The organism is Acinetobacter sp. COS3 (genome assembly GCF_000475335.1).
Lineage (GTDB): Bacteria > Pseudomonadota > Gammaproteobacteria > Pseudomonadales > Moraxellaceae > Acinetobacter > Acinetobacter venetianus.
The window spans coordinates 11,874-38,511 of record NZ_AXCD01000056.1 but is presented as its reverse complement, the minus strand read 5'-3'; the positions used below and the strand labels follow the sequence as shown (position 1 = coordinate 38,511).

The 26,638-nt window shown below is 38.2% G+C and carries 24 protein-coding genes; 12 read left to right on the top strand and 12 right to left on the bottom strand.

Annotated features, from left to right (window positions below; translation table 11 throughout):
* Positions 1–149: 149 nt before the first annotated feature.
* The 5 genes from IO68_RS30005 (at position 150) to IO68_RS29985 (ending at position 8,240) form a co-directional block, all read left to right on the top strand.
* Positions 150–2,192, top strand: coding sequence for a BCCT family transporter (locus IO68_RS30005; protein ID WP_023013962.1), 2,043 nt, complete (start codon positions 150–152; stop codon positions 2,190–2,192).
* A gap of 153 nt (positions 2,193–2,345) precedes the next feature.
* Entirely contained in the window at positions 2,346–3,596 is a 1,251-nt protein-coding gene (locus IO68_RS30000) for an exonuclease SbcCD subunit D (RefSeq protein ID WP_023013961.1), read from the top strand.
* Between the two features lie 9 nt (positions 3,597–3,605).
* Positions 3,606–7,202, top strand: a complete 3,597-nt coding sequence (locus IO68_RS29995) for an AAA family ATPase (protein ID WP_023013960.1) — start codon at positions 3,606–3,608, stop codon at positions 7,200–7,202.
* Between the two features lie 28 nt (positions 7,203–7,230).
* Positions 7,231–7,503, top strand: a complete 273-nt coding sequence (locus IO68_RS29990) for a hypothetical protein (RefSeq protein WP_023013959.1) — start codon at positions 7,231–7,233, stop codon at positions 7,501–7,503.
* Positions 7,504–7,574: 71 nt separating this feature from the next.
* Complete coding sequence (locus IO68_RS29985) at positions 7,575–8,240, top strand: HAD family hydrolase (RefSeq protein ID WP_023013958.1); 666 nt, start codon at positions 7,575–7,577, stop codon at positions 8,238–8,240.
* Between the two features lie 35 nt (positions 8,241–8,275).
* Here IO68_RS29985 and IO68_RS29980 read toward each other — a convergent pair whose 3' ends face one another.
* The gene (locus IO68_RS29980) at positions 8,276–8,968 is read right to left on the bottom strand and encodes a YggS family pyridoxal phosphate-dependent enzyme (RefSeq protein WP_023013957.1); all 693 of its coding nucleotides are present in this window, start codon (positions 8,966–8,968) and stop codon (positions 8,276–8,278) included.
* 126 nt (positions 8,969–9,094) lie between these two features.
* Between IO68_RS29980 and IO68_RS29975 the strand changes: the two genes are divergently transcribed.
* Both IO68_RS29975 and IO68_RS29970 read left to right on the top strand, forming a co-directional pair.
* Positions 9,095–10,132, top strand: a complete 1,038-nt coding sequence (locus tag IO68_RS29975; protein WP_023013956.1) for a type IV pilus twitching motility protein PilT — start codon at positions 9,095–9,097, stop codon at positions 10,130–10,132.
* A 24-nt stretch (positions 10,133–10,156) separates the two neighbouring features.
* Entirely contained in the window at positions 10,157–11,275 is a 1,119-nt protein-coding gene (locus IO68_RS29970; RefSeq protein WP_023013955.1) for a PilT/PilU family type 4a pilus ATPase, read from the top strand.
* A gap of 95 nt (positions 11,276–11,370) precedes the next feature.
* Here the strand turns inward: IO68_RS29970 and fur are convergent, their stop codons facing one another.
* Entirely contained in the window at positions 11,371–11,808 is a 438-nt protein-coding gene (fur, locus tag IO68_RS29965) for a ferric iron uptake transcriptional regulator (RefSeq protein WP_023013954.1), read from the bottom strand.
* A 111-nt stretch (positions 11,809–11,919) separates the two neighbouring features.
* Between fur and IO68_RS29960 the strand changes: the two genes are divergently transcribed.
* The gene (locus tag IO68_RS29960) at positions 11,920–12,318 is read left to right on the top strand and encodes an outer membrane protein assembly factor BamE (protein ID WP_004881046.1); all 399 of its coding nucleotides are present in this window, start codon (positions 11,920–11,922) and stop codon (positions 12,316–12,318) included.
* A 53-nt stretch (positions 12,319–12,371) separates the two neighbouring features.
* On the opposite strand, the gene IO68_RS29955 is transcribed toward IO68_RS29960, so the two are convergent.
* The 10 genes from IO68_RS29955 to IO68_RS29910 form a co-directional block, all read right to left on the bottom strand.
* Entirely contained in the window at positions 12,372–12,698 is a 327-nt protein-coding gene (locus IO68_RS29955; protein WP_023013953.1) for an RnfH family protein, read from the bottom strand.
* Positions 12,698–13,780: a membrane protein gene (locus tag IO68_RS29950; protein WP_023013952.1), complete on the bottom strand. Its 1,083-nt coding sequence runs from the start codon at positions 13,778–13,780 to the stop codon at positions 12,698–12,700. Before IO68_RS29950 ends, IO68_RS29955 begins: the two co-directional genes overlap by 1 nt.
* A 257-nt stretch (positions 13,781–14,037) precedes the next feature.
* Positions 14,038–14,493 (bottom strand): bacteriohemerythrin, encoded by a 456-nt coding sequence (locus IO68_RS29945; RefSeq protein WP_004881051.1) that lies wholly within the window; start codon positions 14,491–14,493, stop codon positions 14,038–14,040.
* Positions 14,494–14,776: 283 nt separating this feature from the next.
* Positions 14,777–15,625, bottom strand: coding sequence for a class II glutamine amidotransferase (locus tag IO68_RS29940; RefSeq protein ID WP_007481247.1), 849 nt, complete (start codon positions 15,623–15,625; stop codon positions 14,777–14,779).
* Between the two features lie 99 nt (positions 15,626–15,724).
* Positions 15,725–16,501: a GNAT family N-acetyltransferase gene (locus IO68_RS29935; RefSeq protein WP_023013951.1), complete on the bottom strand. Its 777-nt coding sequence runs from the start codon at positions 16,499–16,501 to the stop codon at positions 15,725–15,727.
* Positions 16,502–16,627: 126 nt separating this feature from the next.
* Positions 16,628–17,527 carry an acetylglutamate kinase gene (gene argB, locus IO68_RS29930; RefSeq protein WP_023013950.1) on the bottom strand — a complete coding sequence of 300 codons (900 nt, stop codon included), beginning with the start codon at positions 17,525–17,527 and terminating at the stop codon, positions 16,628–16,630.
* A gap of 14 nt (positions 17,528–17,541) precedes the next feature.
* Positions 17,542–18,960, bottom strand: a complete 1,419-nt coding sequence (locus IO68_RS29925; protein WP_023013949.1) for a phosphomannomutase/phosphoglucomutase — start codon at positions 18,958–18,960, stop codon at positions 17,542–17,544.
* Between the two features lie 193 nt (positions 18,961–19,153).
* Positions 19,154–19,606: a dUTP diphosphatase gene (dut, locus tag IO68_RS29920; RefSeq protein WP_023013948.1), complete on the bottom strand. Its 453-nt coding sequence runs from the start codon at positions 19,604–19,606 to the stop codon at positions 19,154–19,156.
* A gap of 23 nt (positions 19,607–19,629) precedes the next feature.
* Entirely contained in the window at positions 19,630–21,669 is a 2,040-nt protein-coding gene (rep, locus tag IO68_RS29915; protein WP_023013947.1) for a DNA helicase Rep, read from the bottom strand.
* Positions 21,670–21,865: 196 nt separating this feature from the next.
* Entirely contained in the window at positions 21,866–22,531 is a 666-nt protein-coding gene (locus tag IO68_RS29910; protein WP_004881069.1) for an OmpA family protein, read from the bottom strand.
* A gap of 391 nt (positions 22,532–22,922) precedes the next feature.
* Between IO68_RS29910 and IO68_RS29905 the strand changes: the two genes are divergently transcribed.
* From IO68_RS29905 to minD, 4 genes are all read left to right on the top strand, one after another.
* Positions 22,923–23,840 (top strand): acyltransferase, encoded by a 918-nt coding sequence (locus IO68_RS29905; protein WP_007481233.1) that lies wholly within the window; start codon positions 22,923–22,925, stop codon positions 23,838–23,840.
* A 24-nt stretch (positions 23,841–23,864) separates the two neighbouring features.
* Positions 23,865–24,923: a hypothetical protein gene (locus IO68_RS29900; RefSeq protein ID WP_023013946.1), complete on the top strand. Its 1,059-nt coding sequence runs from the start codon at positions 23,865–23,867 to the stop codon at positions 24,921–24,923.
* Between the two features lie 117 nt (positions 24,924–25,040).
* Complete coding sequence (gene minC / locus IO68_RS29895; RefSeq protein WP_031234904.1) at positions 25,041–25,760, top strand: septum site-determining protein MinC; 720 nt, start codon at positions 25,041–25,043, stop codon at positions 25,758–25,760.
* Positions 25,761–25,825: 65 nt separating this feature from the next.
* Positions 25,826–26,638 carry a septum site-determining protein MinD gene (gene minD, locus IO68_RS29890; RefSeq protein WP_004881075.1) on the top strand — a complete coding sequence of 271 codons (813 nt, stop codon included), beginning with the start codon at positions 25,826–25,828 and terminating at the stop codon, positions 26,636–26,638.

Sequence of the window (26,638 nt, the reverse complement as noted above, 5' to 3'; positions counted from 1 at the left end):
TTATTATAGTCAATATGAAGAAAATGATGTCGAGCAAAGCACACACTTATTCTTATAGATTCAAACGCATTATCATCTATCAATGATGTTATACGAACCCTCTATCGACTTAAAAAATTTAAGAAAAATATCGAAAGGAAAGGTTTTGTATGACTTCCACTACAGAAACAAAAGGATTTTTTAAAACAGCAATCTTACTTCCTGTTTTTATTCCAGCCGTTATCGTCATTGTCTTCGTGCTATTTGGAACAATCAGTAATCCAGAATTAGCAGGTCAATTTTTCTCAGAAGTTCTTAACTATGTAACCCATACTTTTGGTTGGTTCTACATGTTAGCCGTCGCAACATTTCTTATTTTTATTGTTGGGATCGCAATGAGTAGCTGGGGAAATATCAGATTAGGCCCTGATCACGCTGAGCCAGAATATAGTTTTTTATCATGGTTCGCGATGCTATTTTCAGCAGGTTATGGTATTGCGCTTTTATTCTTTGGGGTGGCCGAACCTGTTTTGCATTTTAGTCAGCCACCTCAAGGGACACCAGAAAGCGTAGATGCCGCCAAACAAGCCATGCAAATCGCCTATTTCCATTGGGGTTTCCATATTTGGGCCATCTATGGCGTGGTTGGCTTATCACTTGCCTATTTCACTTTTCGTCATGGCCTACCACTGGCGATGCGCTCAACGCTATTTCCCTTAATTGGAAATCGCATTAATGGCTGGATGGGACATACCGTTGATACCTTTGCAATTTTAGGCACTTTATTCGGGATTGCGACTACCTTAGGATTATCTGTAACGCAAATTAATACAGGGATGAACTACTTATTCCCTTCTATTCCAATTAGCACGCCTGTGCAGATTGCAACCATTTTAATTATCACGCTGTTGGCAACTTTTTCCGTTGTTGCAGGTATGGATAAAGGCATTAAGCGACTCTCCATTATTAATATTGGACTTGCTGTTGCGCTCATGTTGTTTGTATTTATTGTTGGCCCAACCTTATTTATTTTACAAACATTTGTTGAAAATACAGGGAGCTATCTCAGTAATTTAGTTGAACGAACTTTTAGTTTACAAGCCTATACCTCAAATGACTGGATAGGAAACTGGACTTTATTCATCTTTGGCTGGACGATTTCATGGGCGCCATTTGTTGGTATCTTTATTGCGAAGATTAGTCGTGGACGAACCATTCGACAGTTTATTGTTGGGATTATGCTCATTCCAACCTTTTTTACATTCTTATGGTTTTCCGTCTTCGGTGATACCGCTCTGCATTTGATTATGGTCGAGGGTTATCGCTCACTGGTGCAAGATGTTCAACAAGATAAAGCAATTGCCTTATTTAAGCTCTATGAACATTTACCACTCACGTCTTTATTATCCTTTCTCAGTGTTATTTTGATTATTACGTTCTTCGTCACCTCAGCAGATTCAGGCTCATTAGTGATTGATTCCCTTGCCTCTGGCGGGGTAACAGATACTCCGATTTGGCAACGTATCTTCTGGTCGACCACACAAGGATTAATTGCTTCAGCATTACTACTTGCTGGTGGTTTAACTGCTTTACAAACGGCCTCTATTGTCAGTGCACTGCCCTTTACCATCATCATGTTGATTGCAATTGTTGGAATGTGCCGAGCCTTGGTGATTGAACAACATCGCAATGCAAGCTTAACTCACCATCAACCGACCCAACACGCCCCTGAAAAAAGTGATGATACAGAATCCTTAATTCAACGTCGTCTACACTGTCTTGTAACGTTCCCAACTCAGCAACAAGTGAGTCAATTTATCGCAACGACGGCTTATCAAAGTATGGAAGCAGTAAAACAAGGTTTCCAAGACAAAGATTGGCCATTTGAAGTGATTTACGATGAAGTCAATACGCGAGTACAACTCAGACTATCCGAACTCGATAATGTTGAATTTATCTACGAGATTAGGATGTGTGAATATACGATTCCAAGCTATATGAAAGACTTGAAGCGTAAGGAATACGCTGATCAAGAAAAATATTATCGCGCTGAGGTTTTCTTACTTCGTGGTGGTCGAGCGTATGATGTTTATGGTTTTGATCAAAGCTCTCTCATCAATGATATTTTAAATCAGTTTGAGAAATATCTTCACTTCTTGCATATTTCACCAAGCACTTTACCGTGGAAAATGGAAAGTGATATGCATCATTAATCTGACAGCAAAATGCCCTAAATTATGTAAATAATTTGGGGCTTTTATTTTTATGGTTTTGATCTTCCCTCACACATTCAGATAACACGATCCTATTTTAAGTACCAATTTATGCTACCTTATCCCTATTCAAAAATAGGGATTTTCTATTTCATGACTGTGCGTTTTTTTCATACGTCTGACTGGCATTTGGGACAGTTTTTTTATAACCACTCACGCCAATATGAACATGAACAATTTCTTGCATGGTTACTGGAACAGATCAAAATAAAACAACCGCATGCGCTATTGATCGCGGGTGATATTTTTGATGTCATCAATCCCAGCTCACAAGCACAAAAACAACTTTATCAATTTCTCGCAGATGCGCATGATCTTGCGCCACAAATGCAAACTTTAATGATTGCAGGTAATCATGACTCAGGTTATCGCATCGAACAAGTTGAGCCTTTATTAGAAAAATATAATGCCAAAACCGTCGGCGTGATTCGTTGGAATCAAGACAAAAGCCTCGACTTGGAGCGTTTAATTTTACCGATTTATGATGAGCAAAAACAGATTGTGGCATGGTGTATTGCCCTACCTTTCTTGCGTTCAGCAGAAATCACTGGGTTTAATGAACACACCAACAACAGCCAAAATGCGATTGCTTATTTACATCAACAATTAATCGAAGAAGCTAAACGTCGTAAAACCGATGACCAAGCACTAATTTTAATGTCACATGCACATATGCAAGGTGGAGAAACCTCTGATTCAGAGCGACCAATTATTATTGGCAATGAAGAAGCACTTTCGACTGCTTTATTCGACGACAGTATTGATTATGTGGCACTTGGGCATTTGCATAAACCACAGAAAGTTCAACATCCGCATATTCGCTATAGCGGCTCACCGATCCCACTTTCATTTAGTGAAATCAACTACAAGCACCAAGTAGTTGATGTCACAATTGACTCAGCAAATGTTGAAAATAAATTTTCTTTTGAAGCCATTGCGATTCCACGATCAATTCAGTTGCATAAAATCAAAGGCGAATTAAATGAAATCATGCAGCGTCTTAAAAACTTGCCCAACGCTCCCATCGAAAACATTGACCATCGTGAATATGTCGATATCGAATACCACACCGCTACGCCACCACAACCTAATTTAAGACAACAATTTGAAGATGCGCTCCCTAAAGATCGTTATCGCTTAGTACGCATTTCAAGACAGTATTTGTCTACTGAAAACTCAACTGAAACTAAGCAAAGTGTCAATTTAGAACCGCCAACACCTGAAAAGCTTTTCCAGCAAATTTGGGAGAAAAAAGGATATGACAATGATAGTGAAGTGATCAAAGACTTTATAAGCCTCGTTGCTGAAGCACAAAAACAACTTGAAGATGATCAGACTGTTTAAGGATTTGCCGTGAAAATTTTATCGATTCGACTTAAAAATTTGGCATCACTGGCAGGTGAACATTTTATTGATTTTGAAAGCGAGCCACTTGCAAGTGCTGGTTTAATTGCCATTGTCGGAAAAACGGGCGCAGGTAAATCTACACTACTCGATGCAATGTGTTTAGCTTTATTCAATCAAATTCCCCGTCTTAAATCGAGCGATGGCAAACTGGTCGATGTTGATGGTTCAGAGCTGCTGACCAACTCCCCTTTGACAGTATTACGTCGTGGGACGGGACATGGTTTTGCTGAACTGTGTTTTGTTGCTCAGGATCAAAAACATTATCAAGCACGTTGGGAAATTAAACGTGCCCGTGAAAACCCGAATGGCAAACTACAAAGTGTACAACGGTCATTAAAATGCCTGACTGATGGTGTGGTGATTGCAGATAAAACCAAAGCCGTAGAAACCCATATTCAACACATTACCCAACTCAGTTTTGAACAATTCACCCGTGCCGTGTTACTCGCGCAATCCGAAGTGACCGCATTTTTAAAAGCACGTGATAATGAACGTGGTGAATTATTAGAATATCTCACCAACTCCAGTATTTTCGCCAAGATTGGACAACTCGCTTATATCAAAACCAAAGAAATCGCTGATCAACGAAAGCAATTGGAAAATGTGTTAGGTCATATTGAAATTCGTTCTGATGAAGAAGTTGCTGAATTACAGAACCATTTTCAACAAAAACAACAGCAGGTTCAACAGCTTGAAATTGAAAAAAATCACCTCAAACAACAACAGCAATGGTTTGAGCAACGAGATAAAATCAACAATGAAATTGGATTAAAACAACAACAGTATGATCAGCAACTTAAAGCACAAGAAACCATTACCAAAGATCGCCAATTACTGGGTCAATTAGAACAGTTTGCTGAGATACGCCCTGTTGTATTTCAAGAGCAACAGTTGCAAAAAACATTGCAACAACTCGAAACAGCATTTCAACAACGGCGACAAAGTTTTACAGCATTATCGGCTCAGTTCGAACAAGAGAAAAAACAATATACTCTGGCTGAAACTGCATTAAATCAATTTCAAGATTTCGAAAAAAAGCATCAAGTTGAACTAATGCAAGTTCGGAAGTTTGTGCAGGAGCGCGACTATATTGCTGAAGAATATAAAAAAACCAAAACTCGACTGACTCAACTGGAAAGCCAGCAGCAACCACTCATTGAGCAACAACAACAGCTTGAACAACGCATTAAAAATTTAATTACGCAACATACGACCTGTTTAGAACAGTTAAAATACAGTGCTCAATACGCGCCTTTAGATCAAGGTTTAAATGCTCATATTCAACAACTCAAGCAATTTATTCAGCAATATCAAAAAGTAGAAAATGCGCTCGGTTCTATCCAACAAGCACAAGCGAAACTTGAGCAAGATCAAAATACATTCGACAGTTTAATCGCGAAATTTGGCACAACCCAACACATTGAACAGCGTATTGAGCAGCAATTGAAATCAAAAGAAACTCAACAGCTTCGCCTTAATCAATTGGATGTAATTCAACAAAAACTTCAGCAGTATTTTGAATTAAAAAATGAAGTTGTTTCTTTTCAAAACAAATTTGACGCTGCGCAAAATCAATCTCAACAGCTAGAACAACGCAGCAAAAAAACTGAGCAGGATTATCATGCTGCTAAAACTGAACGTGAGAAACTACAACAAGTTTTGCAACAACAACGTCTACTGCATGCTGAAAATATTGAACATCTACGTGCTGAACTCAAACCCGGCGAAGCCTGTCTAGTCTGTGGCAGTACCGAGCATCCTTATCGTGATGATGAAAGCCAAATCTCTAAAGCGCTGTATGAACTACAGCAACAACAAGAACAACAAGCAACTCAACAAGAACAACAGCTTTTCCAGCTTTGGCAAAAAACACAACAACAATTCACCCAAAGCCATACTGAACAAACTCAATTGCAACAGCAGTTGCAGCAATTGAATGAAAAAGTAAAAGCACATGATCAGGTGCTACAACAGCATGTATCACAGACGAATATTCAACTCGATTTCAATCTCAGTGAGCATGACATCACGAATAAGATGCAAACATTCATTTTAGAGTCGACGCAGGCTCAACAACAGCTTGAAAAGGAATTACAACAACTTAACCAAGCCAATAAAGATCAGCATACGCTCAATCAAAATATTCAGAATACCCGTCATCAACTCCAAACCATAGAGCACTTACAACAACAGATTCAGCATATCGTGGACTGTCTCAATACAGACGATAAAACTTCATGGTCTAAGCAAGGCGTGTCATTCTCACAACAAGTCTTACAAGCATTGCAACAACGCAGCCAACAAATAGAACATGCGGAATCACTCACCAAACAGAAAGACCAATTCGATCAGCAGCTAATTTTATTAAAGAGCAATTTGGTAGGACTTACCACTCAACAAGTTGAATGTGCACAACAGCTAAAAGACATCGAAATTAAAGGCAAACAAAATACTGATGCTGCCAATCAACTAATCTTGACCATGACAGGTTCAACTAAAATCAAAGCCAATGAATGGTTACAACAGCATGATCAACAACGTCAGCAATTACAAAACCAATATCAGCAGTTAAAGCAGAGTTTTGAACAGGCTCGTCAAAATTTTGAACAACAGAAAAACGTACTCGATCAACTCAAATCACAACAGCAACAGAATCATGCGTCTTCGGAACAATGTAAAACTGAAATTAACAGTTGGTTAGCTCAACATCAAAATTTTGCAGAAGATCAACTCAACGAATTAGTTGCGATTTCATCAGCTCAAGAACAGCAGATTCGGAGTGCAATACAGCAAGCAGATCATACGCTCAGTGAAGTAAATTCTGCACTAAGAACTATCCAAGAACAGTTGAATACACATCTTCAATCAGAACCGAATATTCAGGTTGAACAACTCACTGAATTGATAAATACCAATCAAGAAGTTTTGCAGCAAGCAACAGATCAGCGAGATCAATTAAAAGTTCAACTTGAGTTACATCAGCGTAGCATTGAGAAACAAAAACAATTTGCCGAGCAAATCCAGCAGGTTCAACAGCAAGAACATCGCTGGAATAAAATCTCTAGTCTGATTGGCGATTCAAAAGGTAAAGAATTCCGAGATTTAGCACAGCAATATAACTTAGATATTTTGCTCGAATATGCCAACCAACAATTAGCGATGTTGTCTCAACGCTATACATTAAAGCGCTTGGATAATTCGCTAAGTCTCGCCATTATCGACCATGATATGGATGGTGAAACTCGTTCTGTGGCTTCATTGTCTGGTGGTGAATCTTTCTTGACTGCCTTGGCAATTTCTTTAGCGATTGCCAATATGGCTTCTGGTTCAATGAAAATCGAATCTTTATTTATTGATGAAGGCTTTGGGACTCTCGATGCATCTTCGCTTCATATGGTGATGAATGCGCTTGATCAACTACAAAGTCAGGGCCGAAAAGTGATTTTAATTTCCCATATTCAAGAAATGCATGAACGGATTCCTGTACAGATTCAGGTACAACCCATTGGTTCAGGTTCAAGTCGGGTTGAGGTGATTGGATAGATTTAATAATTCATATGGAAAATAAAAGATGGAACAAAATAATTCGTTTCAATTAATACCAATATTCAACCGTATTTCGAATCAAAAAATTGCGGAATACGGTTGCTTATACTGCTTAGAAACAAAAGAGTATGCTGTTCTATGCACTAACTTTTACAGTCCCTCTTCCTCAAATGAAGATCATGCTTATTTCAAGAAACAGACTATTGAGTTATTACTAGAAGAGTCTCCTCAGATTCGTTGTAAATGGTTCTCTTCAATTGAAGAAGCCATTGATGAACACGATTTAGAGTTTATTTAGTTACTATTTCAGATTGAAATCATTTATGAGTAAATTTTATGATGCTTGAATAACCACAATACCGAACCCTAATGAATCAAAAGAAAGCCGTTATCTTTGATCTTGATCAAACCATACTGGATAGAACAACCTCCTTAATAAAATTCTTAAGTTGGCAGATCAATTTTTTTCAATTAGTTCCTACTATGAAAAAGGAGCTATTCATTCAGCGATTTCTTGAACTTGATGATAATGGCAAAGTTTGGAAAGATCGTGTTTATGAACAACTCACTCATGAGTTTTCAATTGATCATGTTTCAAGAGATATCCTATTAGAAAGCTATATAAATGATTTTAATAAATTTTCATGTTGCTTTGAACATATTGAAAAAACGATGACCCAATTAAAACAGCAAGGATATTTAATTGGCTTAATTTCTAATGGTAGAACACCTTTTCAAGAACATAATTTTTATGCCCTAGGTCTGACAGAATTCTTTTCTAGTATCATTGTTTCCGAGGCTATAGGATTTCGGAAGCCTGATCCTAGAATTTTTCTCTTGTCTTCTGCACAGCTTGATACACCACCACAAAATTGTATCTTTGTAGGCGATAATGAAATAGCGGATATACAAGGAGCAAAGGACGTTGGCATGAAAACCATATTCTTTCACCCTATTCCAGAAGTTAAGTCATTTATTGCTGATGCTAACTTACATGATTATGCAAGACTCGTTGAAATTCTGGAAAATCTCTAGCCATACTTTCAAGCGAATATCAGCAAATAATCATTTTAGCTTTTGGTTGAATAATCTCTTGCACCAAATAGCGCCGTCCCTACTCTTACCATCGTTGAACCAGCTGCAATTGCAGCATCTAAATCAGCAGACATCCCCATACTTAAAGTATCCCAGTCTTGTGGCTGTGCATGTTGAGATTTTACTTGCTCAAATAAAACTTTGGCATCTGCAAATGCAGCATGATTTTCAGGCGTAGGAATCACCATCAAACCACGTAAACAGATATTTGGAAGTCGGCTAATTTGTTTAACTAGCTCACTAACCTCTTCTGGCTGACAACCATCTTTGGAATCTTGCCCATCAATATTCACTTGTAAACAAATATTCAAAGTTTTTTGAGATTCTAAGCGCTGAGTCGATAAACGCTCGGCAATAATCAAACGATCAACCCCATGTACCCAGTCAAATTTTTCAGCTAAATGTTTGGTTTTATTGCGCTGCACATGTCCAATAAAATGCCATTCGATCTCTAAATCTTGTAACTCTTCTATTTTGGTCAGTGCTTCTTGTAAATAGTTCTCACCAAAACTACGCTGTCCAACGGCATACATTTCTCTAAGCGCTAAACTTGGATGTGTCTTTGACACGGCTAACAATTGCACTGTTGCAGGATCACGTTGGGCTTGCTGACAAGCTTGTTCAATTTGACTTAAAACAGATTGGCGGGATTGTTCCGATTGATTCATTGACACAGTTCTCATTTATGAAATCTTTTTTTGCGTTCGCATTCTATAAGGTGTTGGTAAGCTAGAATGAAAGCCTTATATTATTCTACAAAATAATGAGACATTTTTGATTGTTTCGGGGAAATTATGGATATTACAGAATTACTCGCCTTTTCAGTAAAAAACGGTGCTTCAGATTTACACCTTTCTGCGGGTATGCCGCCTATGATTCGTGTAGATGGTGAAGTTCGTCGTATTAACTTACCTGCATTAGAACATAAAGATGTACACCGTTTGGTGTATGACATTATGAATGACAAACAACGTCGTGATTTTGAAGAAGATCTAGAAACAGACTTTTCATTTGAAGTACCAAATATTGCTCGTTTCCGTGTCAACGCCTTTAACCAAAACCGCGGTGCGGGTGCAGTATTCCGTACCATTCCATCTAAAGTTTTATCGATGGAGGATTTAGGTCTAGGTACAATTTTTAAAGAAATTTGTGACTATCCACGTGGGATTGTACTTGTTACAGGTCCAACAGGTTCAGGTAAATCAACGACTTTGGCGGCAATGATTGACTATATCAATGAACATCGTTATGACCATATTTTAACCGTCGAAGACCCAATCGAATTTGTACACCAATCAAAAAAATGTTTGATTAACCAACGTGAAGTTCATCGTGATACACATGGCTTTAACGAAGCACTTCGTTCAGCGCTCCGTGAAGACCCTGATATTATCTTGGTCGGTGAGATGCGTGACTTAGAGACCATCCGCCTCGCTCTAACTGCAGCAGAAACAGGTCACTTAGTATTTGGAACGCTACATACCACCTCAGCAGCAAAAACCATTGACCGTGTGATCGACGTCTTCCCTGCTGAAGAAAAAGACATGGTACGTGCCATGTTGTCGGAATCGTTACAGGCCGTTATTTCTCAAACACTATTGAAGAAAAATGGTGGCGGTCGTGTTGCTGCACATGAGATTATGATTGGTATTCCCGCAATTCGTAACCTTGTTCGTGAAAACAAAGTGGCACAGATGTATTCAGCGATTCAGACGGGTGCTAACTACGGAATGACCACACTGGATCAAAGTTTAAAATCTTTAGTTTCTAAAGGTATCATTAGTCCACAGACTGCTCGAACAGTAGCGAAACAACCTGAATCATTCCTATAAGAACAACGACAGGACTCAAAATATATGGACTTTAACGACTTACTCAATCTAATGATTGAACAAAATGCATCAGATTTATTCATTACAGCCGATGTAGAACCCTCAATGAAAATTAATGGGCAAATCGTGCCTGTTTCTAAAGCAAAACTCTCAGGAGAGATTGTTGGTCAGTTATTAAACTCAATTATGACAGACAAACAACGTAAAGAGTTTGCTGATACACGTGAATGTAACTTTGCCATCGTTAATCGTGAAAAAACTGCACGTTTCCGTGTGAGTGCGTTCCAACAACGTGATATGCCAGGTATGGTATTACGTAAAATTGAAACACATATTCCAAGTATGGATGACCTAAAATTACCAGAAGTTCTTAAAGAACTTGCAATGACCAAACGCGGTATCATTATTTTTGTTGGTGCAACAGGTACAGGTAAATCAACTTCATTGGCTTCAATGATTGGCTACCGCAACCAAAATTCTAAAGGTCATATCATTACCATTGAAGATCCAATTGAATTTGTTCATGAGCACAAAGGCTGTATCATTACTCAACGTGAAGTCGGTATCGATACAGACTCATTTGAAATTGCATTAAAAAATACTCTACGACAAGCACCAGATGTGATTCTAATTGGTGAGATTCGTTCTCGCGAAACGATGGACTATGCAATTGCTTTCGCAGAAACGGGGCACTTAGTACTTGCAACACTGCATGCAAACAATGCCAACCAAGCACTAGATCGTATTATTCATTTCTTTGAAGCTGATCGTCACGCTCAACTTCATATGGATTTGTCACTGAACTTAAAAGCAATGGTTGCACAGCAACTTATTCCAACACCTGATGGTAATTCACGTCGTGCTGCTATTGAAATTTTGATTAATACTCCACTCCTTGCAGATTACATCCGCAAAGGTGAAATTCATGAGATTAAGGATCTGATGAAACGCTCGCGTGAGCTAGGTATGCAAACCTTCGACCAAGCATTGTTTGATCTTTATAAAGCGGGTGAAATTACCTATAAAGATGCGCTTAAACATGCAGATTCTCCAAATGACTTACGTTTAACCATTAAGTTATCTGAAGAGGGTTCAGACCAATTATTGAGCGCAAGTAAAAACATTACATTTGATGGCCAATAATTAGCGCTAAGCCCATAAAAAAAGGAAGGTTTTTGTAACCTTCCTTTTTTATTTGTTCATTTTTAGTGAACAAGAAAATAAAGCATGAATCGTGGTTATTTTTTACGATAAGCTTCTTGGCATTCTGGATCATTACAGTAGCCATATAAATTTAAAGAGTGTCCAGTGAGTGCAAATCCATGTTGATCTGCTACAGCATGTTGCTCTTTCTCGATAATATCATTAGTAAATTCAACAACTTTATTACAATTCAAGCAAACTAAATGATCGTGATGATCTTCTTGCATGATCTCAAATACAGAGTGATTATTTTCAAAGTGATGACGCTGAATAATACCTGCAGCTTCAAATTGTGTTAAAACACGATAAACCGTAGCTAAGCCAACATCTTCACCTTGCTCAAGCAAAGTTTTATAAATATCTTCTGCACTTAAATGATGTTGTTTTGAATTTTCTAATAATTCCAAAATCTTAATACGAGGAAGGGTAACTTTAAGTCCAGCTTTGCGTAAGTCTTGATTGGAAATAGGCATGAAAAAAGGTCTCTCAACAAATCTTAAGTTGGAATAGGCAATAGAGTTTAGATGCAGTATGATCTATCCTTGAACCAAATGCATCATCATTTATCAGGATAGTGTAGCAAAATGCAAAAAATCATGCTGACGTTATTCGTCACTTCAGTACTTAGCGGTTGTTCAGTCTTTGGTGTGTATAAAGTCGATATTCCACAGGGAACTCCATTAACCAAAGCACAAGCATCTCAAGTACAAGTAGGCATGAGCTTTCAACAAGTACGTTTCTTACTTGGTAGTCCAACTGTAACAGATCCTTTGAATCCACTGCGTTGGGACTACATTTATAACTACATTCCAGGTACTTATGCTAAAAAAGCAAAAATACCAGCAGCACATGGTCAACATTTAAAAGTTTATTTTGATGGAAATGGCATCGTAGAACGCATCGAAGGTTTAGATACTATTCCAGAATCACAACCTGGTTTACCAGCATCAAAAGAAGCCATTTTGACTGCGCCCCCACTATAACCACTTTCACATAAAAAGAAACCCCTCATTGAATCGATCATGAGGGGTTTTATTTATGAATTTGATGGTCTAAAGCGATTGCCCTTGGCAAATCTTCCTACAGGATTCTTTGCGGCACGTTTTCGCCGAATATCTTTGGGATTAATTTTTAATGCACGATAGATTTCAACACGATCACCTGCATTCAAAACAGTATCCATGTCGATCTTGCTTCCAAAAATACCCAACTGTAAGGGCTCAGGTAACGCGACCTGCTCAGCGATTCCACTTTTATGAATAGCCTCTAATGCCGTCATTCCATTGATGAAATCAACAGTAATATGAAATTGCTGCTGTTCAGTTGCGAATGCAACAGATACATGCTGCTGTTTATGTTCCATTAGAAGATTTGTCCAATAACTGCCACAATTGCGACAACAATTGATAATGGCAATACTAAACGAACCGCAATACGCCATAAGTTATAGAACAACTCATTACTAAAATTCATCGCTTTACGCAAATGACTGATTTTCATAATCCAACCAGCAAAAATGGCATAGATTAAACAAATCACAAGTCCCCATAACATAAGCGCAATATTAAAAAGTGATTCAACTTGTGGTACAGCCCAAACTGCAATTGCAGCGAGAATGATCAACCATTGCACAGCCATCGCCAATTGACGCTGAGCCAATTGCTCTTTAGCAAACTGAATCAATAAAGCTGCTGATGACACAGCTGCAAATATCCAAACAAGTGCTGGAATTTGTGCTTGTAAAGAGAAGAATCCAAAAGCAATGACAGCCAATAATTGTGCAATCCAGACAGGTAAGGCTGTAGATGTCGCAGCATCTTGTTTTTGAATATCAGCAAGGCTTGTCTGCCAATACAGCCCTAGACCTAAACCTGTCGCTACAAGCGCAAGAACAGTCGCATTGCCCCACTCTTTAAACTCAACACCAGTCCAGTGCCATGCTTGTAGATGTGTTCCCATAACATTTGCGAGAACGAACGCAGCAAGTACCCCAAGTGCAGATAAAGCAATTAAAAACTGACGAGGAATAAAAGATAATCCCACAGCAATAACAGCTAAAACTGCAAAAATAATTTGGCTCGTAATATCTAAAGAGAACTGTTGTTCGATCAAATGCGTAGCGGTCGTTAAAACACTACCAGCAAAAAAAGGAACAAACACAACTGCCAACCACCCAACAATACGCCATTTAGGTGAAGCATCAGCATCCCGTGTCAAACTCGATAATGCTTGTAAAGCAGTCACCTTCGAGCGTTTTGCTAATGCAATTTCTAAATATCCAATTGGCAGTGCCAATAAAATCATCGTACCTAACCAAAGCAACCAAAAATCAAACTGACGATCAATTTGAATCCCTACTGTCGGTGCTAGTGTAGTGATCATGACAAATGATAAGCAAAATGCCATCACTGGAGTGAGCCAGCGTGACAGAGTTGTGTCCTGCATAATGCATTCCTTGAAAAATCTTTGAACTCATTGCGCTATATGGTGTTTGCAATGGAATATTCAATGTATTTTGCCTTTCTCAAGCATGAAAATCAAAGCAAAAGATGTCGAAATAAAAAGGCAAACCATCATTTCAGATGGTTTGCCGCGCACTAATTATTATAATGTTTATTCGACCCTCTATTTCTCACTCATGCCTATCGTATTATTTTTATTTAATAGAGGGTCTTTTTTATTATTTTTTTATTCTCTTATTATTATGAGAAAAATCTAGAAAACCAATTCTTCCCTTTTTTCTTTTCATTTTCTTTAATAATACCCATCATATTTTCTTTAACTGCACCTACATAATCGGCATCATCATGACGGATATGATTAATTAACCATTTTGATAGTACCTCATGCAATTCAGTATCAATGTTATGTCCTAATTCAAAACGCTCACGATATGTCTCTATCTTCTTGATAAATAAGTCATGAACACGTTTATGTGGAACGCGATATTTGTAGTTCGCCTCTTCTTGAAGACTTTCTTCAAAAGTAAAGTGAGACTGAGTATAGTCAATAATATTGTCTAAAACACTTTTCATTTTCATACGATCATTGGAGTGCTTTAAATCAGCAATTTCATTAATATAATCTAGAATACGTCGATGTTGATCATCAATAACCTCGATTCCTGTATTATATTCGACAGACCACTTCATACCCATATCGAACCCCAAACCAACACGTTTTATTGAATAAGAGCATAATATCTATAAAGCAAGTAAATAAAAACACAGCGTTTTTGTCAGATTTTAAGTATTTCCAATTAAAATAAATTAACCTATTGTTTTATATTTATTTAAATATTTTCACCAATCAAAACACTCAAGTATTTTTTAACCAATAAGAAAAATTATCTCTTTAATTTTATTAAAATATGTATAAAAAATACAACTTTAGTAGCATAAGAAAATAATATGCAGACTATTAATTAGAGTTATATTGAAATTAATATTGATCAGCTTTTGTCACTCTTTTTAATGATGGGTTTTCAGCTTCTCTTACAAGTCGCTCAATATGAGTTAATGCGTGTTTTATTGATTTACCATCTTGAAATAAAATCATTTCACCAGGCTGATACGCTGTCCATGCTTCATTATGCGTTAAAGGTTCTGTCGTGATGACAGCAACTCTGTCTTCAGGTGTTGTCACTTCACTAAAGTCGACCTCAACGTCTAAATCAATGAGATGTGCATGCTGAAAAGGATATTCCCGTACTAACCAATGTAGCTTCGTTGTCGCATAACTAAATAAAGCTTTGCCATTCGACAAACAGAAGTTAAAAGTTCCATGCTCAGCTACTTGCGGTGAGATACGTTCTAATAAAGAAAATATTTGCTCCAAGCTCGGCTCAGTATAGCCAAACTCCTCAACCAATTGATCAAGCAAAAAGCAAAAAGCGAGTTCACTATCAGTATTACCAACAGGTTCAAAGCGACCACTTAATTTTGGATCAAAATTATGTAAATCACCATTATGTGCGAAAATCCAATGTCTCCCCCATAACTCTCGCAGAAATGGATGAGAATTTTCTAAAGTAATCTTACCCTGTGTTGCTTTTCGGATATGTGCTATGACATTACGAGACTTGATAGGATAATTACGCACTAAGTCTGCAATTGGGGATTCAACAGCTGATTGATTATCGACAAATAAGCGACAAGCTTTATCTTCAAAGAATGCAATCCCGAACCCATCACAGTGATCAGACGTCACACCTGCTCGTTGAGAAAAACCACGAAAAGAGAAGGTAATATCTGTTGGGGTAGCGCAATTCATTCCTAATAGCTGGCACATATCTATAATCTTTTTAACATCTTCGCCTATTGTGCATGAGGTTTCGATGTATTGTAAATCTCAATATGTGCTCACTATAGGATTGAGAACGATATATGCTTATCGTTGCACCATCTTATTCATTACAAAAGAGGTAGCAATCTTATTTACTTCTAAAAAAACAAAATAATCTAAACATTTAAAATGCTCATCATAGAATGCTTCTTTAGATAGTTTTGACTGCATCCCCAAATAAGTTTGGAACAGTTTCGGCATACGCTCATCTTGAGGGAAACTGAAATCAGGACGTACTGGCTCAAATGCACGCTTTGAACGAATATCGATGGTTTGATGATTTGCCAACTGTTGAATCTGGCGATGTGTGTAATAAGTACGAGCCAAATTGTCTTCTAGATGAATGCTGACACAGCCCATCAAGTATTTTGCACGCATTGACCAAAGTACTTTTGGGGCTAAGTTCAGCCACAACATCGACAATGCTTTACCTGAGCGAAAACGGGGATGTACACAAGTACGCCCAATTTCGAGAACATTCGGTAAATGTGATAATTGAGGAACGATTTCAAACTCTTTTGCACTGTAGCTCTGGCTAATTTCATGGCCTTGGAACAATTTAAGGCGCGTATACGCAACAATCTCACCAGTCCACTTCTCACGTAACACGGCGTGTTCACAACCAAAATCGTAAAGATCCTGATCTAAACCATCTTCAAATGACATACCAAATTGATGAGCAAATTGCGTTGCTCTAAAACGTTGTACTTCTTGTAATTCTTTTAAGTTGTCCACCCATTCAAAACGGAATTGATTTTGAGCTGGTTTGTGGCGTAAAGGTAAAGTCAATGTCTGACGATATTGATTTAGTTTTTCTAGCATAATGAAAGCTCCTTATGGCTAGATTTACCTTAAATCCCTTAAATGACACTGCCATGACTAAAACATGAACAGGTCATGACAAAAAAAGAGACCTACTTGAGATCTCTTTTAAATCAATATGATGAATTAATGTTTTGCACGATTAGTAATGAGTGTACCCACACCATGATCAGTAAAGATTTCTAATAAGCTTGCATGTGGCACACGACCATCAACAATATGTGCACTCACAACACCACCTTTCACAGCATCAAGCGCACAACCGACTTTAGGAATCATGCCACCATAAATCACACCTGTATCGATTAGACGATCAACTTCTTGAGTTGTTAAACCTGTTAATAGGTTTTTATTTTCGTCCAAAACACCAGTGATATTGGTGAGTAGAATAAGCTTTTCAGCACCAAGTGCTTCAGCAACTTTACCCGCGACAAGGTCAGCATTGATGTTGTAGGTATTACCGTCCTCATCGACACCTAATGGTGCGATCACAGGGATAAAATCACCTTGAGTAAACATTTCTAATACATCAGTTTTTACGCCTGTAACCTCACCCACCATACCGAGATCAATTTGCGAAATTGAACCATCAGCTTCCTGTTTTTCCATTAACAGTTTACGCGCACGAAGTAAATTACCATCCTTACCCGTTAAACCAATTGCACGACCACCATGTTTATTGATCAAATTCACGATTGATTTATTGACGCTACCGCCTAATACCATTTCAACCACTTCCATCGTGGCTTGATCTGTAACACGCATACCATCAATACGGTCAGACTCTTGACCTAAACGCTTAAGTAATGAATCGACTTGTGGGCCGCCACCATGTACTACGATTGGATTTAAGCCCACTGTTTTTAACAGCACTATGTCACGAGCAAAAGAGCTTTCTAACTCAGGATCAGTCATTGCGTTGCCACCATATTTTACAACCAGCGTTTTACCTGAAAAACGTTGGATATACGGCAAAGCTTCAATCAAAATTTTTGCTTTATCAATGCCGATATGCTGGTGTGGCATGTGACTCTCCTTCATTAAGCCTGTGCGAGTTCTTGTGCAATCAATGGATACTGTGGTTGCAACATAGAAACAAATTTCTGGCGGATTTCAACTAAGCGGTCAGGATGATCTGCATCAAAACGAACAGTAAAATACTCGCCAGTATTAGATGCTCGAATAATGCCAAAACCATCATCAAAATCAAGTCTTACACCATCGATTTTACTGATACGAGCACCTAAACGATGACTTAAAATTTCAACGTCACTCAAAACTTGCTTTGGATTGATATGATGCGTGCTGATATATGTGTCTTCGGTACAGTATCTTTCTGGGTAAACTGAAAGTAACTCAGCTAAGCTTTTAGCATCAGATTGAGTCAAATACTCTATAACACGTAACGCTGCATACAAGCCATCGTCATAGCCATAACCTCGCCCGTCGTTAAACACATAATGTCCCGCATATTCACCACCAAATACAGCTTCGCCTTGTGACTGCGATAAATACGCGCGTAAAAAACTACTACCTGTTCGGATCATTTTCGCTTGTCCCTCAAGCTGCTGAACTGTATCAGCGACCATACGAGAGCATTTCACATCAAATACGATTTCTTTATGTGGATGTTGTTGCAAACACATCTGGGCAAATAAAGACAATAAACGATCAGGACTAATAATATGTGCTAGCTCATCCAATAAAACCACTCGATCTCCATCGCCATCTAAGGCAATACCAAGATCGGCTTTCTCTGAAAGAATAGCTGCTTGTAATTGTGATAAATGTTCTGCATGTGAAGGATCAGGTGCATGATCTGGAAAGTGCCCATTTGCCTCACAACGCAGCGCGATCACTTCGCAACCTAACTTTTCCAAAACAAGCTTTGCACATCGCCCAGCAGAGCCATTCAAACCATCTAAAACAACTTTTAATGGTCTTGTTAGGTGAATATCGCTGAGTAAAGAATGTTGATATTGCAAGCAATACTGCGGAATGATTTTATGGAGCAAACCATCAACTAAAGGACTATCGAGTTGATTCTTAGATATTTGAGCAAGATGTCCGACATGTTGAATCATTTCAGGACAAGGTGGCTCTCCTTTTAAAATCCATTTAATCCCATTATCAGATTTTGGATTGTGACTTGCCGTCACCATGATACCATTACCACCAAAATCTCGAGCGATGTAATACATCATTGGTGAGGAACAGCATCCTATATTGGTTACAGCTATTCCTTGTTGTTCAAATATCTGTTGAATGATATTTGCATACGTTGGACTGGTTAGACGAGCATCATAACCAATGACTATATGATCTTGCTCACTTTTTTTATATTGATCTGCTAATGCATAAGCAATTGAGCAAATCACTTGAGGTGTTAAATTGCTAAGTTTTCCACGGATATCATAAGCACGAAAAATATTCAGAGGAAATGTATGTTTTATATTCACAGCAAGCCCCTATTTCTTATAATCATAGATGATTCAAAAACCAAAATTGTTTAGAAATTAATTAACCCTTATTCAGTTAAATTAAAATAATTAATCTGCTGCTTTTTAATATATATTTGGTTAACAATCAATATGAGAAATGCAATATCTCATAGGAAGATATTGCATTGATATAGATAACAGCTAAATAAACTTATTGTTTTCCTGTGTGACCGAAACCACCAGCACCACGCTCAGTCGCAACAAACTCATTCACTTGTTCAAACTTAGCTTGTACTACAGGAACGAGTACATATTGTGCCAAACGCTCACCTGGCTCTAAGCGAAATGTATTTTTTCCACGATTCCAAACAGAAACCATGAGCTCACCTTGATAATCAGAGTCAATTAAACCAACTAAGTTACCTAACACAATACCATGTTTATGACCAAGACCAGAACGAGGTAAAATTAAACCAGCAAAATTAGGATCTTCAATATAAATTGCTAAACCAGTTTTAACTAAAACCGTTTCACCAGCAGCAATTTCAATCGCCTCATCCAAACATGCACGTAGATCCAAACCAGCTGAACCATTTGTTGCATAAGAAGGCATCGCCCACTCTTGGCCTAAACGCTTGTCTAATACTTTTACTTGGACTTTCATTACAACTTCCTACTTACAATTTTTTAACGTTTCAATAAAGCTTTTAAATTCGCGAGATATTGCTGAGCTTGTTCTTTTGGATCGACATTTGACGCAAGTTTCTTTTTACGTCCATGCCATTCCAACTCATCTTGTGGCAACTCATCCAAGAATCGACTTGGTGTCATTTGACGCATTTGACCACCATTCTTACGCTGTTCAGCTAAAGTAATTGTCAAACCTTGTCGCGCACGTGTAATCCCCACATACATCAATCGACGCTCCTCCTCGATGGTTTCTGAAGCGATTGAATTTTTATGTGGTAATAACTCTTCTTCTAAACCGATCATATAGACATAAGGGAATTCCAACCCTTTCGCAGCATGTAAAGTTAATAAGTTAACTTTATCAGTATCTTCCTCTTCCTGTTGCTGCTCAAGCATATCTAACAACACAAGTTTACGAATGACACTTTCAATATTCTTCTCATCAACATCGTCTGTACGATTCAATAAGTTTTGAATGCTGGTATATAAACTTTCGATATTGTCTATTTTAGTTTTTTCTTGTGCAGGCGTTGCAGCTTGTTCTCGAACGTAATCGATATAGCCTGCTTCATTGATCATCTGACGGACTTTTGGAACGGGTTCATCATCATCTAATAACTCGCGCGTAAATGTTGCAATAAAGTCTGCAAACTCATGCAATTGTGTGGCAGCTTTCTTCGGTAAAACCATCGATAAACGTTGATCCGAAGATGCTGTTAATAACGACAAAGTATTTTCTTGGGCAAATAACCCCAACTTTTCAAGCGTTACAGGGCCAATCGCACGTTTTGGCGTATTAATAATTCGTAAAAATGCACTGTCATCTTCGGGGTTGATGATCAAGCGTAAATAGCTCATCACATCTTTAATTTCTGCGCGTGCGAAGAAAGATTGCCCGCCAGAAAGTTTATAAGGAATTTGCATTTGGCGAAGTTGTGTTTCTAAAACACGTGCTTGGAAGTTACCACGATATAAAATCGCATAATCTTTCCAATTTTTTCCATTCATCAATTTATGTGTGATGAGATCCTTAACAACACGCTCGGCCTCATCATCATCATTTAAACAAGTAATAATACGGATGGTCTCGCCATGTCCTTTATCACTCCAAAGCTTCTTATCAAAAATATGTGGATTATTTTCAATAACAGCATTGGCTGCTTTTAGAATACGGCTGGTTGAACGATAGTTTTGTTCAAGCTTAATCACTTTTAAGTTATGGAAATCATCTTTCAACAACGCCATATTTTCAGGTTTTGCACCACGCCACGCATAAATGGATTGGTCATCATCACCAACGGCAGTAAACTGCCCCATCACACCAACCAACAGCTTCACCAAGGTATATTGTGCCGTGTTGGTATCTTGATATTCATCGACCAGTAAATAACGCACACGATTCTGCCACTTATCACGCACTTCAGCATTTTCTTGAAGTAAACGTGTTGGCATCACGATCAGATCATCAAAGTCTACAGCATTATATGCACGTAAGTTGCGCTCGTAGAGTTGGTATAAATGTGCAAGTTGTACGTCTTCAACAGTTTCACAAGTTGAGTGTGCCTGTTCTGGCACAACCAAGTCATTTTTCCAATCTGAGATTTTCTTCATTGCTTTCGCAATAAGTTCTTTGCTCTCTGCCCCTGACATATTGTCACGTTGCATCAAATCCATCAGGATTCGTTTACAGTCATCCGCATCTAGAATCGAAAAATTATTTTTAAGCGGTAAATGTTTTAGTTCTATACGTAATAAATTCAGACCAAAGGTATGGAAAGTAGAAACCGACAAACCTTTTGCTTCTTCACGAGAGAGTAATTTACCAACACGCTCTTTCATCTCACGTGCTGCTTTGTTCGTAAATGTCATTGCTGTAATACGATGTGCTGGAATACCACATTGCTGCACTAAAAAAGCAATCTTTCGGGTAATAACAGAAGTTTTACCTGAACCTGCACCTGCAAGCACCAACAATGGCCCCTGAACATATTTCATGGCTTCAAGTTGCTTGTCATTGAGTTGACTGGCAGATGACATTAATAATACCTCTCTCGTTTCCGAGCCTTATTTTTCGAGCACAATTATAGACATCTCTTTTTTAGAATCCCAATAGTAAATCTTGGGATATGTATAAATTATGATGTCTTATGCAATTGCTACGCCACAGTTTGTCGCAAGATTCTAAACGCCATAAAAAAACCACCCGAAGGTGGTTTTTAGAAATCAGTAAAAATTACTGTTTTGCATAAATGCTGATTTCAACACGGCGGTTTTGCTCTTTACCAGCAGCAGTTGCGTTAGAAGCGATCGGGTTAGAAGAACCCATACCTTGCGCATCAATACGGCTGCTTGAAATACCTTGACCAGCTAAATACGTTTTAACTGATTGAGCACGCGCTTGAGATAATGGAATGTTGATTGAGTCATTACCTGTATTATCTGTATAACCTGTTACAAGAATCGCGCTCTTGTTATCTTCAGCTAAAACTTGTGCAACTTTGTTTAAAGTGCCGTAGAAGTTAGGTTTGATATTTGATTTGTTAGTATCAAATGTAATGCTACCAGGCATAATCAATTGAACAGAACCATCTGGATTACGGCCTACATCAACGCCAGTACCTGCCATTTGCTCACGTAATTTTTTCTCTTTGTTATCGAGATATAAACCACTCGCACCACCAAGAATCGCACCAATTGCAATCGCACGGTTGTTTTGGCTGCTGCTACCGTTGTTAATACCCTTAGAAACACCGTAACCTGCCGCCGCACCAATTAATGCACCTAAAGCAGATTTGTCGTAAGAAACACCACCAATATCATTACCCTGACCGCTCATTGTTTGGCAACCAGAAAGTACCAATCCAGCCCCTACGAGTGTTGAAATTACTAATGCACGCATTGCGTAGCTCCTGTCTATGTATTTTGTTGTCTTGGTAAATAATGAAGTAGAACTTTGCGCTAGACCATTGATATTTTGTTAATAATAAACACTTTATTTATATTTTTGTAATATTTTGATGCACTTTACTTGAAGGTATCATCACACTTCCTCCATGTTTGACCAATTATGAACTAAAAATGAATTTCGAGACTCGTATCACAAAACAAATCATCTGATAATAGATCTGATTCATATATTGAGTTTTCACCTATTTTGCACAGAAAAACTCGCTTAAATGATTTAAATATATAAAAAATGTCAACATCTCTAAATATACAGTTGTATTTCAATCTCTGTTGTTTATAGTTGGAGCATCTTTATTAAAACATCTGCACTCAAGGCTCGATTTATGACTAACGCAAATAAAAAAGCGTCCTTATTGCAAAAAGTAAGCAAAGGACTCACCGTCAGTTCAGTGATCACTGGAAGTACATTTTTGCATGGTCCTCCAGTTCTAGCTTTGGGCTTCACTAAATTCTTTAAAAAATCAAAAAAAGTCGATGAAACCAATATCCAGTTAGCAAATAGCTGGATTGGCATTAACAATCAATTAATTGAACACGTCTTACCAAATCTAAATTGGGACATCACGATTGATGAAAAACTCGACCTGAATTTACAAGGTCGCTATATGATGATTTGTAATCATCAGAGCTGGGTCGATACGACGGTTAATCAATATTTTGGTTTAAAACGTATGCCACTCACCCGTTTCTTCACCAAATGGGAACTTATTTTTATTCCTTTTGTAGGGCAAGCCTTCAAGATTTTGGGCTTCCCAATGATGAAACGTCATACCAAGGCTCAAATTGCAAAGAATCCAGAACTTAAGCATCGTGATATGCTCGAAGCACGCAAAGCTTGTGAACAGCTATTAAGTCAACCTTTTACTTTATTAAACTATTTAGAAGGAACACGCTTTACGCCTGAGAAACATGCTCAACAGCAATCGCCATATCAAAACTTATTAAAACCTAAAGCTGGTGGATTGGCCTTGGCATTGAATATCTTGGGAGATAAAATCGATTCTCTCGTTGATATGACCATTGTTTATCCAAATGGTGCACCAGGTTATGGTGATTTTTGGTTAGGTGGCGTATCAGATATTGCGGTCGATTTACGCAAAATTGATATTCCAGATTGGGTTCTCGGTGGTAATTACGAAGACGATCCAGTTTATCGTGAACGGTTCCAAAAGTGGGTAGATCAAATCTGGACTGAAAAAGATCAACTCATTACTCGTATGAAATCCAGATACAACCAGTAATTTATTAAGGGATTAAATAGAAGTATGGCCCAGCAGGACTCTGATCAAAACTCTAAATATAACTATGTAAATCCGAGCAGTAAGTTTTTTAAACTGTTCCTTGTCTATGACATTTTCATGGTCTTTATTATTGTTTTTAACCTGTTCTGTTTGGGCATGAACTTCTTTCTCATGAGCAATATTGGAGCGTGGTTTTTTAATACCATCCAGCTCCCAAGTGTTCTTGAGTTTTATCGTACACACTTACATCCGTGGGTCATCATCACAGAAGCGTGGTTTATTATCTTTTTAATTGCTGAGCTTGGCGTACGTTGGTTTCTTGCAATTGTCCAAAAGCATCATGCGCGTTGGTGGTTCTTCCCTTTTATTCACTGGTACGAGATCATTGCGATTATTCCGCATTTCCGTTTTTTACGTTTATTCCGCGCTGGTATTATTGCTTATCGGCTACACGAGCTGGGTTATAAAGTTGTTCCTGACAACCTTCGAATCAAAGCACTCTTTTATTATCGTGTCGTAATGGAAGAGCTTTCTGATCGTGTTGTGATTACCGTGATTGATGGTATTCGACATGAGCTGGATACAAGCTCAAGTCATAAAAAGATTATTCATGACTTAGTAGATCATCATCGACAATTATTCACAGTAACACTCGCTTCGATGTTGCAAGAGTCGCTTGCTGTCGCATTACAACAACAAGAACCTGCAATTAAGCAAAAAGTCGGCCTGATTGTGAATCAAGCAATTGAGGATACGCCTGAACTTACCCAATTATTGCGCCTAATTCCGATTGTTGGTGGGCGCATCGAACAACAAATTCAAAATATAGGACAACGCTTAGGTGAAAATATTAGCGCTGGTTTAATTGAACCATTTATCGCAGGTTCACCACAAAAACCAAATGAAAGTTATCAGCTGATTGCAGAGAAAGTCAGTGAGTTAAATATCGACAATCATTACTTGGAAGAATTGGTTGAATCCGTCGTATATGAAAGCCTTGAAGCTATTCGAAAACAAGTAAAAGTAAAACAATGGCAGCAAATGTTAGAAGAACATGATCAATTGGATAAAAAAGCAGAATGATTACAAGAAAAATTACTAATCGTGCTAGAGAATTCGTGTAATTTGTTCTAGCATTTGCTTTTATTTACAACATGCTTTAACACAATAGAGCGCTTAAAAAGCCCTGAAGGATAAATTATGGCTGATATACGGATTACGGGCAGAATGGTGAATTTTAGTCGACTGATTTTCGACACAAATGACCATACTGCAATCCGCCAGCAACTTAGCAACACACTCAGCGAAGGTTCTTACTTAGGAACTTTAGTTATTATTGATAGTACAGTTGAGCAAGAACTGATTGCCTTAATTCAGCTTTTGATTGATTTGGGCTTACAACCAATGGCTGTAATTGATGGTATTTTGGGCGAACAAGCACGCGCGATCCAGTTCCCTGTACTTCCAGCAGACCAACCACTACAAAGAATCAAAGCATCTAAAGAGCAAGTCGTTGAGCATGTAGCAGAGAAACCTTCAGAGAGTTCTGCAATACAAACACCACAAAAAAATACATCGAATAAGCATATCACCTCTTATCATGATGAGATTTTGCGTACAGGCCAATGTTTGGTCCAAGATCAAGGCGATATCATCTTAAATGCAGGCATGAATAGTGGTTCAGAAGTGATTGCGTCTGGAAATATTCACATTTATGGTAATGCTCGTGGTAGAGTCATTGCAGGTGCAGGTGGACATACTTCAGCGCGTATTTTTTGCCACTCGCTAGAAGCTGAACTTGTCTCTATTGCAGGGACTTATTGCGTAGCAGATGATATTCCAAAAGATATGATCAAAAAGTCTGTACATATTTATTTAAATAACAAGCAAGAGCTTGAATTTGAAGCTTTACAGTTTTAATTTATCAGATTAAACACCAAAAAAGCCCTTTTAGGGGCGTATGACCATAAATAGGAGTGGATTCGGTGGCCAAAATTGTTGTCGTAACGTCAGGCAAAGGTGGTGTAGGTAAAACTACAACAAGCGCATCTTTTGCAACAGGGTTAGCCCTACGTGGTCATAAGACTGTTGTGATTGACTTCGATGTAGGTTTACGAAATCTTGATTTGATCATGGGCTGCGAACGCCGCGTAGTTTATGACTTTGTAAATGTCATTAATAATGAAGCACGCTTACAACAAGCGTTGATCCGTGATAAAGATATTGAAAACTTATACATTCTCCCAGCTTCTCAAACACGCGATAAAGATGCGTTAAGTGATGATGGTGTAGCACGTGTAATCGACGAACTTTCTCAAGAATTTGATTACATCATCTGTGACTCACCTGCGGGTATTGAACGTGGTGCTATTTTAGCCATGTATCATGCTGATGAAGCAATCATTGTAACGAACCCTGAGATTTCATCAGTTCGTGACTCAGACCGTATCATCGGTATGCTAGACAGCAAAACTAAAAAAGTTGAACAAAACGAAGGTCGTATCCGTAAGCATTTGTGTATTACACGTTTCAACCCAGAACGTGCTGATAAACAAGAAATGCTCACGATTGATGATATTTCGAAAGATATTTTACGAGTGCCGACATTGGGTGTTATTCCAGAATGTCCGAGCGTACTTCAAGCATCTAACGAAGGTAAGCCAGTTATTCTTTATTCAGAAACTAAAGCTGGACAAGCCTATGATGACTTAGTGGCTCGCTTCCTTGGCGAAGATCGCCCATATCGACACATTGAAGTACAGCCAAAAGGTTGGTTAGCTAGACTATTTGGAGCGTAA

Excerpts from the sequence above, each read along its gene's own strand:
- IO68_RS29935 (WP_023013951.1), bottom strand. The coding sequence starts at position 16,501 with ATGCTAGAAAAACTAAATCAATATCGTCAGACATTGACTTTACCTTTA.
- IO68_RS29980 (WP_023013957.1), bottom strand. The coding sequence starts at position 8,968 with ATGAATCAATCGGAACAATCCCGCCAATCTGTTTTAAGTCAAATTGAA.
- IO68_RS29975 (WP_023013956.1), top strand. The coding sequence starts at position 9,095 with ATGGATATTACAGAATTACTCGCCTTTTCAGTAAAAAACGGTGCTTCA.
- minC (WP_031234904.1), top strand. The coding sequence starts at position 25,041 with ATGGCTGATATACGGATTACGGGCAGAATGGTGAATTTTAGTCGACTG.
- IO68_RS29900 (WP_023013946.1), top strand. The coding sequence starts at position 23,865 with ATGGCCCAGCAGGACTCTGATCAAAACTCTAAATATAACTATGTAAAT.
- fur (WP_023013954.1), bottom strand. The coding sequence starts at position 11,808 with ATGCCTATTTCCAATCAAGACTTACGCAAAGCTGGACTTAAAGTTACC.
- IO68_RS29960 (WP_004881046.1), top strand. The coding sequence starts at position 11,920 with ATGCAAAAAATCATGCTGACGTTATTCGTCACTTCAGTACTTAGCGGT.
- IO68_RS29940 (WP_007481247.1), bottom strand. The coding sequence starts at position 15,625 with ATGTGCCAGCTATTAGGAATGAATTGCGCTACCCCAACAGATATTACC.
- IO68_RS30000 (WP_023013961.1), top strand. The coding sequence starts at position 2,346 with ATGACTGTGCGTTTTTTTCATACGTCTGACTGGCATTTGGGACAGTTT.
- rep (WP_023013947.1), bottom strand. The coding sequence starts at position 21,669 with ATGTCATCTGCCAGTCAACTCAATGACAAGCAACTTGAAGCCATGAAA.
- IO68_RS29905 (WP_007481233.1), top strand. The coding sequence starts at position 22,923 with ATGACTAACGCAAATAAAAAAGCGTCCTTATTGCAAAAAGTAAGCAAA.
- dut (WP_023013948.1), bottom strand. The coding sequence starts at position 19,606 with ATGAAAGTCCAAGTAAAAGTATTAGACAAGCGTTTAGGCCAAGAGTGG.
- IO68_RS29990 (WP_023013959.1), top strand. The coding sequence starts at position 7,231 with ATGGAACAAAATAATTCGTTTCAATTAATACCAATATTCAACCGTATT.
- IO68_RS29910 (WP_004881069.1), bottom strand. The coding sequence starts at position 22,531 with ATGCGTGCATTAGTAATTTCAACACTCGTAGGGGCTGGATTGGTACTT.
- IO68_RS29945 (WP_004881051.1), bottom strand. The coding sequence starts at position 14,493 with ATGGGTATGAAGTGGTCTGTCGAATATAATACAGGAATCGAGGTTATT.
- IO68_RS30005 (WP_023013962.1), top strand. The coding sequence starts at position 150 with ATGACTTCCACTACAGAAACAAAAGGATTTTTTAAAACAGCAATCTTA.
- IO68_RS29985 (WP_023013958.1), top strand. The coding sequence starts at position 7,575 with ATGAATCAAAAGAAAGCCGTTATCTTTGATCTTGATCAAACCATACTG.
- IO68_RS29955 (WP_023013953.1), bottom strand. The coding sequence starts at position 12,698 with ATGGAACATAAACAGCAGCATGTATCTGTTGCATTCGCAACTGAACAG.
- IO68_RS29950 (WP_023013952.1), bottom strand. The coding sequence starts at position 13,780 with ATGCAGGACACAACTCTGTCACGCTGGCTCACTCCAGTGATGGCATTT.
- IO68_RS29970 (WP_023013955.1), top strand. The coding sequence starts at position 10,157 with ATGGACTTTAACGACTTACTCAATCTAATGATTGAACAAAATGCATCA.
- argB (WP_023013950.1), bottom strand. The coding sequence starts at position 17,527 with ATGCCACACCAGCATATCGGCATTGATAAAGCAAAAATTTTGATTGAA.